Source organism: Bradyrhizobium algeriense, assembly GCF_003062295.1.
Classification (GTDB): domain Bacteria; phylum Pseudomonadota; class Alphaproteobacteria; order Rhizobiales; family Xanthobacteraceae; genus Bradyrhizobium; species Bradyrhizobium algeriense.
This window is the reverse complement of the sequence record NZ_PYCN01000067.1, coordinates 1-13,183: the sequence shown is the minus strand read 5'-3', so window position 1 is coordinate 13,183 and position 13,183 is coordinate 1. Positions and strand designations below refer to the sequence as shown.

The window sequence follows — 13,183 nt, the reverse complement described above, 5'->3', positions numbered from 1 at the left end:
TCGGTCTGCACCACCGTGGTATCGACACGCAGCTTTTGGCCGTCTTCCAGTCCGAGCTCGACCGCCGCCCGCACCACCAGATCATTGATCGCCTTGAGCGTCTCGGGCGTGAGCCGATTGAAGCCGCGGTGGAACGCATCGTGTCGAGGCACTGGCAGACAATAGAAGTCCGTGAACTGGCGCAGCGTGCATCCGTCGGCGATCCGCTCACGTAATTCGCGATAGTTCCAGTTCTTGACGCGCATCAGAACCAGCGAGCGCAGCACCTGTTGCGGCGTCAGGCCGCTGCGACCCGTCTCGGCCTTCTTCAAACCCCGCGTCAGATCGCCGCGGACCTGGTCGATTATGTCCTTCTGGTCGTCAAGAAAATCGGAAATCGCCTGCAGCAACGGCTCAAGGCACAGGCCCTGACGCACCAACTCCCAATCAGCAAAACTGACCTGCCGCTCCGCTATCCGGGACACCGCTCAATCCTCGTCGCGCTTCGCAGCTCTGGCGCGTGCTCGCTTGAGCGCCTTGATATATCGCGGCGCCGCTTGGTGCAGCAGATCCTGCAGAGCCCGCCCGTTGTCCAGACTGCGCTGAACCTCCGGCACAAGCTCTTCCGGCACATAGACGGCAACACGATGCCCATTCGCCCGGCCGTACAGAACATAACTTTGATGCTGTTCGCCGGACTGGCACGCCGCGCAATTCTCGCGGATGCACCGGCTACGCCGCAGGCTCAGCGAACCGAGAAGCGCAGGCCAAAGATTCGCCGATTCACGGTCGCTGCTTCATACAACAGTCCGCGCAGATGATTGTCGCCGTGCCGATATGACCGTCATAATCGACTTCACCCGACTGGTAGCGTCTGGTCGTCAGACCGATCCAGGCGCCCACCGAGCGCGATTTTCTAAAGTTTCCCGGATCCTCGATCGCTGCAACGAAGGAGGAAGTCGTTACCGCGCCGATGCCAGGGATCGACGCAACCAACTGGCATTGCTCACTCGCGCGGGCTGAAGCAACAAGTTGCTTGCTCAATTCAGCGGCGCGGGCGCGCATGCCCCTCCAGGCATCGAGCAACGGCTTGATAATCTGCTTGAGGCCGGCATTGTTCGCCAGCAGGCTGCACACATGGCCCTCAAACACGCGTCCTGCCCCCTTGGGAACGACTAGATCGAACGTCTTCATCAGGCCCGGATCTGTTTGGACAGCTGGGTTGTCATCCTGAGCAGTTGGTTGCGCGCTGCGACCAGCGTGCGAACCAGCATGCTGTCAAAGCTCTTCGCCCGCACCTCGCGGTAAAAGCCGACCTCGGCAAGATGCGAGAGCCCATCCGCGTCATTTGCGTCGGTCTTGTTTGGCGCCATATCTAGCGCCACCTTGGCGTGCCGCGCATCTATGCAAATCGCTGGCAATCCTTCCTGTGTCAGTGCGTGGTAAAACCAGACTGACAAGGGGCCCGTCTCGAACACGACGCGTTCCGCGTTCGATGCACGCTTGCGGATGACATCGGCTATCAGCTTGGGATCGGATGGGCATTTTCCGCGCCAGATCCGCTTGCCTCCTTTGCGTACCGAGACGATTGTATCTTTCAATGACGCGTCGAGGCCGATAAACTGCTTCATGGTTGTCTCCCGTTTGATGCTGCGCCCGGCGTCGAGTCGAGAGCCCGTATTTCATCCTATCGGGGGGCAACCACCTTAATCCAACGCATCACAACCGCGCCGGTGTCCCCACCCCCGCGATTACCCTATGTAATTGTAAGATCGGCTTAGCGCTTACACCCGATCACCTGCGACACCGCATATTCGGGTGGCCGAGCGCCTGTGATTCAAGCTCCCAAATTGGGGTTTAAGGCCGCTGATATGGATCGAGCCAGAAGTCGGCGGTTCTCTGGAGCACTCATCATCGTCATGTGGTTGCCTGGAATTGGCACAGCATGAATGGCCGCTGCACTCAAAACTTGGTCCCAACCGCGTATGGGTGAACTGGCCTCTGTGGCATAAAACTGATGTATTTCAACTGGCAGGGATGGAACTTGGTATAACTGCAGCGCCCTTTGAAATTGGGCAATTCTTGCACACCTCAAAGCGTCAATTTCGAGATCATGATCTAGAGATAGCGCCCCAAGTTGCTGCGCCTTTTCAAGCAACTGGGCAACTGAACATTGTCTAGCAAAGTGCTCCAACACTTCGAACCGCTCATCATCCAAGGGCTTGAGAGACTCTAGCACCATTTCTAGTACTATTTTGGCTGGCGACATGCTCAATGGATTTGCAGGTAACGTAACATCGATGAAAGCCATGAATGACACAGTTTCATCGAGGCTTAGTAAGCGCTGGGCAATTGCGTAGGCCAAGAATGCCCCTGAGGAATATCCGGCGAAGCGATATGGGCCTTGCGGCTGAATCTCTTTGATCGCCGAGATTAGTTGCGAGGCTATCGCCTCAAGAGTTGGCGAACAAAGTTCATCGAAGGACGGCCATGGCAGAGCATAGACAGGACAGTCTATGTCCATTTCTTTGACCAAACTGACGACATAGGAACAATCCCCCAAACCTGTGGGAACAAAGAAGAGTGGTGCTTGCGATCCCGTTACACGAACGGATAGCACTCCAGCTGCATTGCGGTGCGGCTGCTGCAACTCAACCTTCGACGTAAGTTTCTGCAAAACAGGGGCTTGGAAGAGGTCGGCGGCGCTGAGCTTCAGCCCAAGATCGAGCGCTCGACTGAGCAACTGCACCGCCAAGAGCGAGTGGCCACCCAGTTCGAAGAAGTGGTCGTTCCGTCCGACCCGCTCAACACCCAGAAGCTCGGCCCAGATCGTCGCCAGCGCCGTCTCGATCTCGCCTTGCGGCGCCTCATAGGCGGCGCGCGCATACGCCTCATCCTTAGGCGCCGGCAGGCCCTTGCGGTCGAGCTTGCCGTTCACCGTCAAGGGCAGCGCCGCAAGGTGCACAAACGCCGACGGCACCATGTAGTCCGGCAGCCGCGCACCTAAGTGCGTGCGCAAGGTGCCGGCAAGTTCGCTTCCATCCAGCCCATCCGAGCCCGCCTCGGACGCGCACACCACATAGGCGACCAGCCGCTGCTCGCCGCCGCGGTCCTGGCGCGCCACCACCACCGCGTCGCGCACCGCGGCGTGCTCGACGAGCCGCGCCGCGATCTCGCCCGGCTCGATGCGGAAGCCGCGGATCTTCACCTGGTCGTCGTTGCGGCCCAGAAACGCCAGATTGCCGTCCGGCAGATAGCGCGCAAGGTCGCCGCTGCGGTACATCCGCGCCCCCGGCTCAGTGCTGAACGGATCGGCCAAAAACCGCGCCGCGGTCAGCTCGGGACGGTTCAGATAGCCACGCGCCACCCCCGCGCCGCCAATGTAAAGCTCCCCCACCGCCCCAAACGGAACAGGCGCGCCATCACCATCCAGCAGATAGATCCGCGTGTTCGCAATCGGACGGCCGATCGGGATGTTCGCAGATACAGCCATTTCTGTCGGAACGTCATAAAAGATACAACCGACAACTGTTTCGGTTGGGCCATATTCATTCACCATTCGGGCCGTGGGCTGGATCTTGCGCCACAACTCAACTGTTGAATGCGACAGCGCTTCACCGCCGATAATAAATGATTCAACTTGGCTGGCAGCGGAGTCCGCCAGCATCTGTTGCCCAAGAGCATCCAGATGGCTCGGGGTGATCTTGATTGTTCCGCATTCCGCGCTGATCTTTGCTTTTAACCCCTCGACCTCTTGTCCCTCCATCATAAGATCTGCATGGCCACCACAGATCAAAGGTGCAAACAGGCTGGTAACTGTTGCATCAAAGGCCAGAGGAGAGGAGACCACGGAGGATGATCTGGAATCGTAGGCATGACAGGCCCAGCACAGATAATTTGTCAATCCCCGATGCTCGACCATGACACCCTTGGGCGTTCCGGTGGATCCCGAGGTGTAGATCACATAGGCGAGATGGCGCGAGGTCAGACCGAGGGCGCGCGGGTCCGGGTTCGCGGCCGGCAGCTGCGCCCACGCCGGGGTCGCCGTCTCCAGGTCGACCACCGTCAGATCGAGTAGCGCATCGCCGCCCAGCGCCGATCGTCCCGCCGCATCGGCCAGCAGCAGAGGCGGCGCCGCATCCTTGAGCACCTGGTGCAGCCGCGCCGACGGATAGGCCGGATCCAGCGGCAGATACGCCCCGCCCGCCTTGAGGATCGCCAGCAGCCCGACCACCATCGCGATGCTGCGCTGAAGGCAGATCGCCACCGGCTGGTCCGGCCTCACTCCGAGCCCGATCAGGTGGTGCGCCAGCCGGTTCGCCCGCGCATTGAGCTCGTCATAGCTTAAGCGCTGGTCCTGATAGACCACCGCCACCGCATCCGGCGCCTTGCCCACCTGCGCCTCGAACAGCTCATGGATGCACTGCTGCTCAGGATACTCCGCCGCCGTCCGGTTCAGCTCCTCCAACAGATACGCGCGCTCAGCGGACGGCAGGATATCCAGCTCGCGCACCGGCGTGTTCGGCGCCTGCTCCAGCGCGTCGGCCAGTTGCTCGAGCGCGCGCTGCATGTAGCCGCAGACCCGATCCGCGGAGACGGGCTCCGCCACCTGCGCCGTCAGACCGAGCGCCTCGCCAACATCATCCACCGACAGGGTCAGCGGATAGTTGGTGCGTTCCTCCCCGCCCAGCCATTCCACGCCGCCCAGCCCAGCATCCGGTCCGCAAGCGAGCGCCGGCGCGGTGTGGCGGTAGTTCAACAGCGCGCTGAACAGCGGCGCCGGCGCCGCAACGCCGCTGCAGCGTTGCGCCAACGCCAGCGAGGCCTGCTCGTACGCCAGCAGCTCGGCCAGCCGGGCGTGCGTGGTCCGCACGCTCGCCTCGACCCCGGTGCCGTCCAGATCAAGCCGCAGCGGCAGGGTGTTGATGAACAGGCCCATGGTGCGGTCGGCACCCGCGCCGCCATGCATGCGGCCAAACAGCACCGTGCCGAACACCACCTGCTCGCGGCCGCTGCTGCGCGCCACCACCTGTCCCCACGCCAGATGACACAGGCTGGCCAGGCTCACCCCAAGCCGCCGCGCCTGGCTGCGCAATCGCGCGTTGAGCGCCTGCGGCAGCCTCCGATGCGCCTCATGAACCCCGCAGCCGTCGCCGTGGACCTCGCTTAAGCCAAACGGCGTGGTCGGCGCATCGATGTCCCCCAGCAGTCCCCGGAAGAACTCTTCATGCGCTTTGGTACCAACGCCCAGGCGCGCCTGCGCCACCAGGTTGCGGAACGGCTGCGGGGCGGCCAGCTCATGGTCGCGCCCGCCGAGCACGGCCTTAACCTCGGCATGCATCACCTCCAGCGTCGTGTGATCCCCGATCAGATGATGCTGCAGCTGCAAGAGCAGCCAGCGCGCGCTGCCGGACTCGCGCGCGATCACAAACCGCAACAGCGGGGCCCGGCCAAGATCGATGCGGTGCTGGCGCGGATCAAACCTCAGCCTGAGCTGCGCGTGGCCAGGACCGCCGGAGCCATCCAGCTCGACCTCGGTCACATTGAGTGGCGCGTTCCGCCACACCACCTGGGCCGCGCGCGACAGGCCCTCCCAGACAAACGACGTCCTTAAGATGTCGTGCCGGTCCACCACCCGCTGAACCGCGGCAAGATAGCGGTCCAACACGCCACGGTCGGCAAACGCCATCTGCGACACCAGCAGGTACGGATCGCCTTGGCGGGCCAACAGATGATGGAACAGGATGCCGTCCTGCAGCGGCGACAAGGCATAAATATCCTGGATGTTGCCGACGCCGCCGGGCACCGTGGCGAGGATCCGATCGATCTCTCCTTGCGTCAGCTCGATCAGCGGCAGCATCTGCGGCGTGATCGAGCGGCTCTCTGCCGTGATCAGGTTGGCCGGCACCGCCACCTCGTGATGACTGCGCAGGCTCGCGGCCAGATCCGCCAGCACCGGCCTGGCGAACAAAGTCCGCACCTTCACCCCCAGCGACAGCCGCCGCAGACGCTCGATCAGCTGCACCGCCAAGAGCGAGTGGCCGCCCAGTTCGAAGAAGTGGTCGTTCCGTCCGACCCGCTCAACACCCAGAAGCTCGGCCCAGATCGTCGCCAGCGCCGTCTCGATCTCGCCTTGCGGCGCCTCATAGGCGGCGCGCGCATACGCCTCATCCTTAGGCGCCGGCAGGCCCTTGCGGTCGAGCTTGCCGTTCACCGTCAAGGGCAGCGCCGCAAGGTGCACAAACGCCGACGGCACCATGTAGTCCGGCAGCCGCGCACTTAAGTGCGTGCGCAAGGTGCCGGCAAGTTCGCTTCCATCCAGCCCATCCGAGCCCGCCTCGGACGCGCACACCACATAGGCGACCAGCCGCTGCTCGCCGGCGCGGTCCTGGCGCGCCACCACCACCGCGTCGCGCACCGCGGCGTGCTCGACGAGCCGCGCCGCGATCTCGCCCGGCTCGATCCGGAAGCCGCGGATCTTCACCTGGTCGTCGTTGCGGCCCAGAAACGCCAGATTGCCGTCCGGCAGATAGCGCGCAAGGTCGCCGCTGCGGTACATCCGCGCCCCCGGCTCAGTGCTGAACGGATCGGCCAAAAACCGCGCCGCGGTCAGCTCGGGACGGTTCAGATAGCCACGCGCCACCCCCGCGCCGCCAATGTAAAGCTCCCCTACGGCCCCAAACGGAACAGGCGCGCCATCACCATCCAGCAGATAGATCCGCGTGTTCGCAATCGGACGGCCGATCGGGACAACGGCCCCATCAAAATCAGCCGGGCAGCTCCACGTCGTCGCGCAGACTGTTGCTTCGGTAGGTCCATAGGCGTTGACAATAGATGCTGCAGGCAGGGCTCGGATAAGCTCGGCCTTCGGGAGCTCTCCAGCAAGTACGAGAAGTTGCGACGCCAAATATTCCAGATGCTGGCTTCCCTGAAGCAATGCTGGAGGCAACGTCGCATGCGTGATGGCTTCGTTTCGCAGATAGTCCGATAGCTCTTTGGTCGATTGACGGATCTCACCCGCAGGCAAGTGCAAGGCGGCTCCTGAGCCAAACGCCATGACAAGCTCTGAAACACTTGTATCAAAACCAAAGGAGGCGAACTGCACCACTCTACTGTTGGAACAAGCGCCAAAAAGCACATTCTGAGCCAACTCCAGATTGACCAATCCCCGATGCTCGACCATGACGCCCTTGGGCGTGCCGGTGGATCCCGAGGTGTAGATCACATAGGCGAGATGGCGCGAGGTCAGACCGAGGGCGCGCGGGTCCGGGTTCGCGGCCGGCAGCTGCGCCCACGCCGGGGTCGCCGTCTCCAGGTCGACCACCGTCAGATCGAGTAGCGCATCGCCGCCCAGCGCCGATCGTCCCGCCGCATCGGCCAGCAGCAGAGGCGGCGCCGCATCGTTGAGCACCTGGTGCAGCCGCGCCGACGGATAGGCCGGATCCAGCGGCAGATACGCCCCGCCCGCCTTGAGGATCGCCAGCAGCCCGACCACCATCGCGATGCTGCGCTGAAGGCAGATCGCCACCGGCTGGTCCGGCCTGACTCCGAGCCCGATCAGGTGGTGCGCCAGCCGGTTCGCCCGCGCATTGAGCTCGTCATAGCTTAAGCGCTGGTCCTGATAGACCACCGCCACCGCATCCGGAGCCCTGCGGACCTGCGCCTCGAACAGCTCATGGATGCACTGCTGCTCGGGATACGGCGCCGCCGTCCGGTTCAGCTCCTCCAACAGATACGCGCGCTCAGCGGACGACAAGAGCCGAATTCGTCCTACCGGCTGCTGCGCATCGGCCATCACGGCACACAACAAATTCTGCAAATGCTGCGTCATGCGGTCGATCTGCTTGGGCGCCAAGCGACCTGCATCAAAGTGCCATCGAAAGCTCCCTTCCAGAGCGCAAACCTCAAACGTCAGCAAATCACCGGATAGGGGCGCCTCAAAACTCGGGCTTGCAAGATCACCAGCGGCAGACCCGCTATTTGCAGTAACCGTAACGCCAACCGGCCAGGGACGGCGCGATCGTAGCGCCTCACCGCCCCGCAACGTCGGGTAGCGCGCGATAAGATCCCGCGCAAAGCTATCGTGCTCCCTCAGCTGAGCACACTCGGCCGCCACCGCCCTGCGCACCTCTGCAAAATCATGACCGAGATCTATGATAATTTCCATTGGCACGACAGAAGCGACAAGCACCTCCACCGCCTTCACCCCGGCTCGCGATTCATTCGCTGGGGGAGTCCATCCCAATTGAAGCTCTGATTCTCCCGTGAGGCGGGCGAGATAGATCAGCCAAGCGCTCAGTATGTACTCGGTGCGATCATTGGGGGACAGCTCGGCCAAAGCACTTGGAATGAGCCACGAACTCGACTGCCATCTCGGGGGAGCCACAGCTTGTGGAGACGACAGAAAAGGAAGCTGCAATATTTTAGATTGCTCAAGCCGCTGTCGCCAGAAACTCTCCCGAGGCGCCAACATTTCATGCGTAACAGTTATACTCCGCGCCTGATCATCGTTTAAGATCGGCAGGCGATCGCCTTCATCCAGATCGGAGCACCTTGCGAGTGCCCGCGCATCCAGAGCCTGATCATCCAGGCCGCCAAACCAAACATCAACATCCTCTGTCCCGGTCGCCACACGCCAGTGGCGGGGATGGATTTCAACCAGGGAGCCCGCCGGAAAGCCCGAGCGCCTCACCGTCACCTCCAAGCACCTGACTGCGACAACGTCATCGCCCACGAGAACCTTGGACAGACACAAGGGATTGGCATGATACGGCCCAAAATCCAAGGCGCGTGTCATTGCTGACAGATCTTGCGCGGATCGATCCCATCGCAGACACCCCGCAGCATCTGGGCGTCGACGCCTCGGGAAAACACTTCTGTCAACTAGCGCCTGCGGACGGGCACTGAGCTCTCCATTTGTTAAGCCGGTCAAAAGCTCACGGAAGCCCTCGATCGCGGCTTCATAACATTTGAGGTTCAGCGTTAACGCCGTATCGCTGGGCGCAATTAAGACGTGGCGCTGAACCACCAGAGCACCAGCATCAACCCGATGATCGATACGATGCCACGCGATGCCATGTTCGGCCTCTTGGGCCAGCAGCGCCCAAGACGTCGCGTGAGTACCCGCATATCGTGGCAACGGACCGTCATGGTAGTTGAAAGCGCCTTGACGGGCTCGCTCAAACACCACTGGCGGCAAAATGAACGGGTTGGCAACCGAAAAAATCCACTCAACCGGTTCGGTCTTCAGCAACGTGGAGAGCTCTTCAATGCTCCCAACACACAGGATATTGGCGTGAGCGGCCCAATCGGCGAATGTGGCGTCGGCACACAGCGCCGCGCGGATGTCGTGACCCTTCTCCCTCGCTAGCTCAGCACACCTGATGGCCAGCGTACCACTACCAACAAAGACGGTAGAACCGATTGGGGAGGTTGCAAGTCGTTGCCCACCACAATCGCCTGACTCGCAAGCGTTTGGCTGCGCCAGAGGAGACCAATGCGCCATCTTCACCCCTCAGCCAATGCATGCGGTTCCCGGCCAAGGCGCGCGCCACATAGCGACCTAAGCCTGTCACACTCGTCAGGATTTGCTCGGGAATTGCCGCACTGAACGCTAATCGACTCCGGCCAGCCATGAGAGTTATCCAGCGCTACGAATGACAGCGACATCCCCGACGGACGCCACAACGCTTCATTTGGCGGGATCGCACTCAACCGTGCAGCGTCTATCGAAGTGAGAATCAATCGAGCAAGATTCCTCTGAATGTGTGGGCGCGGGGCCGACCGCGGGACCGCTATCGTCCTTTGGATCCTCACTGTCTCAGAGCAATCCGCGTGCCACCAAACAGGTTGTGGAGGGCTTACTTGAAGAGGGAAAAACCACTCTTTGCGCCGCGGCGGCGAAATACTTGATCCTCTGTGTTCGGTTCCGGATACTACATCGTCAATTGGACACGGCTGTTCGCGACAATACAGAGCGGCATATTAAGAACGGTTGTTGGTTATGCATAACTCATCTCTTTGTTAAGGCTAATGTCCCGATGGCGAACTCACAGCCAAAGCGCTCGGCAAACTCTGTTCTTTACGCACCAGCATGCGCTTTTCGGCGCTTGCCATTGATGCCGCCGTACCTTTGCCCTGCTCAGAGACCCCGGCCGAACTGGTGAGCCAGGCCATGTGCTGCCCCTGAACCCAACATGGCCAACGCGTCGGCACGACCATCATTTCGTGGCGTGCCACAGGGCTTTGGCACCCCCGCCCGCAATTTAACGGCATTGGAAGCATGGCTGCGCGCACGATTGTCTGAAATGGGCCCCGATTTTGGGGCCATTTGCTTAGTTGGAAACGGCTGCTCCGTTTGATAGACGGAGCGGATAATGACGACGAAGACGAGACACAGGATCGACGCGACACTGAAGGCAAGGATTGCGCTGGAAACCGTGCGGGAGCAGCGACAGTAGGATCTGTCCCAGCGTTATGAGGTCAGCCCAGACCGGTGGCGCAATCTGACAGCCGGTATCGCCAACACGGTGCTCTCCTGGTGCCGCCGCACCTGGTTGACGGACAACTGCCGCGTAGACATAGGCCAACTTAGCCCGATGCGCCGCCGCGAGCCGTTCGTCAGCGACTTTCGAGCTGATCAGCAGGACCCACCCACTTGCGGACGTATGGGGTACGTGATCGGGGATATGGTGACTCGCCGTTCGGCGATACTCGTTTAGCGCGTCACGGACCTCGTAGCGATGCGATCTTCTTGGGACAACTTATGGACGATGTGAATCGTGTCGTCACAGCTTCTGGCACCCGCGAGTTTGGACATATGCACGCGACGAGCTCTCGAAGGGCTTGAATCGCACGTAGCGTCAAGTTGAGCCGCCATTATCAAGATAAAACTGCCTTCCCAAAGCTAACTGGACAGGCTCCTAGCTCCTCCGGCTAACGCGGGTGTCCGGTGAAAACGGGGTGCAGTTCAGCGTGTTTATTGGCGAACCATTCAAGGCTCTCGATAACATGCGCGCCAAAACTTTGCGGTTTTCTGGGTTGCTCATCATCGTTACGTGATTGCCTGGAACTGAAACTGCATGAATGGCCGCCCCACTCAAAACGCGGTCCCAGCCGCGCATGACCGATCTTGCCTCCGGGGCGATTGAGTTTTTGCCCCGCACACGACGACTAGGGAAAGGATCAGCTGCATAAAACTGATGTATCTCAATTGGCAGGGTCGCAGCTCGATACGATCGTAGTGCCCTGTGAAAATAGACATACCTCAAGGCGTTGTCATAGAGATCGCGATCTGAAGCTATGGCCCCAATTTGCTGCGCCTTTTCAAACAACTGAGCAACTGAACTTTGTTCAGAAAGTTTCTCCAGCAATTCGAACCGCTCATCATCTAAAGACTCGAGAGGCTCGAATATCATATCTAATGCTACTTGGGCATCCGACCTGCTCGATGGATTTGCAGGTAATGTGACATCGATGAACGCCATAAATGAGACAGCTTCCCCGCGACTTAGCAAGTGTTTGGCAAGCGCATAAGCCAAGATTGCCCCTGAGGAGTAACCAGCGAAGCGATACGGACCCTGCGGCTGGATCTTTCTGATTGCGAGGATTACCTCCGCGGCGATCGCATCGAGAGCTGGTTGACAAAGTTCATTGAAAGACGGCCATGGCAAAGCATAGATCGGGCAGTCTACATCCATTTCTTTTGCTAAAGTGAGGACATACGAATAATCTCCGTAACCTGTCGGTACAAAGAAGAGTGGCGGTTGAGATCCCGTCGCCTGAACGGGTAGCACTCCAGCTGGATGACGTTGCGGGTCCAACTCAACCCTCGATGCAAGTTCCTTCAGGACAGGAGCCTGGAAGAGATCGGCGGCATTAAACTTCATTCCAAGATTTAGCGCTCGGCTGAGCAACCGCACCGCCAGGAGCGAGTGGCCGCCGAGCTCGAAGAAGTGGTCGTGGCGTCCGACCCGCTCGACCCCGAGAAGCTCCGCCCAGATCTCTGCCAGCGCCGTCTCGATCGCGCCGCGCGGCGCCGCATAGGCTGCCCGCGCATAGGCATCGTCGGCCGGCGCCGGCAGTGCCTTGCGGTCGAGCTTGCCGTTCACCGTCAGCGGCAGCCCCGATAGCCGCACGAACGCCGACGGCACCATGTAGTCCGGCAGCCGCGCACTTAAGTGCGCCCGCAAGGCGCCGGCCAGCCCGCCTCCACCGTCCTCGTCCGAGCCAGCCTCGTCCGAGCCCACCACATAGGCGACAAGGTGCTTGTCGCCGGACCGGTCCTGGCGCGCCACCACAACCGCATCGCGCACCCAGGCGTGCTCGCAAAGCCGTGCGGCGATCTCGCCCGGCTCGATGCGGAAGCCACGGATCTTCACCTGGTCGTCGTTGCGGCCCAGGAACTCCAGATTGCCGTCGGGCAGATAGCGCGCCAGGTCGCCGGTCCGGTACAGCCGATCGCCGTCCACAAAGGGACTGGCGATGAACCGCTCCGCCGTCAGATCGGCACGGTTCAGATAGCCACGCGCAACCCCCGCCCCGCCGATGTAAAGCTCACCCACCGCCCCCAACGGCACAGGCGCGCCATGACCGTCCAGCAGATACACCCGCGTGTTGGCAATCGGGCGGCCGATCGGGACGTTTTGATGAGACACACCGAGCCTCGCGTCAATAACAAAACTGGACGACCAGATCGTTGTTTCGGTCGGACCGTAAAGATTTCTTAGAGACCTCACCCCTCTACTGAGCCGCGACGACTGACTCGCAGGTAACGCCTCACCTCCACACAATACATTTAAGCCCGGTGTTCCTTGCCAGCCGGCATCCAACAGCAAACGCCACGTTGCTGGAGTGGCCTGCATCATAGAAATCTTGCGCTGATCTATAAGGTAATGCAACGCCGTAGCATCCGTAACATCCTTACGGCTGGCTAGGACGATTGTGGCTCCCGTGCACGATGGAAGAAATAGCTCCAGCCCTGCGATATCAAATGAGATGGACGTGATGGCTAGGAATACATCCTGCTCAGTGATCCTCAATATATCCGAAAGAGCATATATGAAATTCAACAGGTTCGCATGCTCGACCATGACGCCCTTTGGGGTTCCGGTTGAGCCTGAGGTGTAGATGATGTAGGCGAGATGGCGCGAGGTGAGGCCGAGGGCGCGCGGCTCGGGATCGCAGGCGGGCAGCTCGGCCCAGG

General features: G+C 60.9%; 5 protein-coding genes and 1 pseudogene. All 6 read right to left on the bottom strand.

What is annotated here, in order from left to right; all coding sequences use genetic code 11:
* A partial coding sequence (locus C7G61_RS40845; RefSeq protein WP_190242238.1) for a transposase occupies positions 1 to 464 on the bottom strand: 464 nt, incomplete at its 3' end.
* 3 nt (positions 465 to 467) lie between these two features.
* Positions 468 to 704 (bottom strand): hypothetical protein, encoded by a 237-nt coding sequence (locus C7G61_RS47720; RefSeq protein ID WP_375293238.1) that lies wholly within the window; start codon positions 702 to 704, stop codon positions 468 to 470.
* A gap of 59 nt (positions 705 to 763) precedes the next feature.
* Positions 764 to 1,610 (bottom strand): annotated as a pseudogene (locus tag C7G61_RS40840) (IS110 family RNA-guided transposase); the annotation flags it as partial.
* A 206-nt stretch (positions 1,611 to 1,816) separates the two neighbouring features.
* Positions 1,817 to 9,484 carry a non-ribosomal peptide synthetase gene (locus tag C7G61_RS40835; protein WP_108523198.1) on the bottom strand — a complete coding sequence of 2,556 codons (7,668 nt, stop codon included), beginning with the start codon at positions 9,482 to 9,484 and terminating at the stop codon, positions 1,817 to 1,819.
* A 524-nt stretch (positions 9,485 to 10,008) separates the two neighbouring features.
* Positions 10,009 to 10,155, bottom strand: a complete 147-nt coding sequence (locus tag C7G61_RS45340) for a hypothetical protein (protein ID WP_190242236.1) — start codon at positions 10,153 to 10,155, stop codon at positions 10,009 to 10,011.
* Between the two features lie 746 nt (positions 10,156 to 10,901).
* Positions 10,902 to 13,183, bottom strand: a 2,282-nt coding sequence (locus C7G61_RS40830) for a non-ribosomal peptide synthetase (protein WP_145963794.1), incomplete at its 5' end; no start/stop codon positions are given.

Excerpts from the sequence above, each read along its gene's own strand:
- C7G61_RS40835 (WP_108523198.1), bottom strand. The coding sequence starts at position 9,484 with ATGGCGCATTGGTCTCCTCTGGCGCAGCCAAACGCTTGCGAGTCAGGC.
- C7G61_RS45340 (WP_190242236.1), bottom strand. The coding sequence starts at position 10,155 with ATGGCCTGGCTCACCAGTTCGGCCGGGGTCTCTGAGCAGGGCAAAGGT.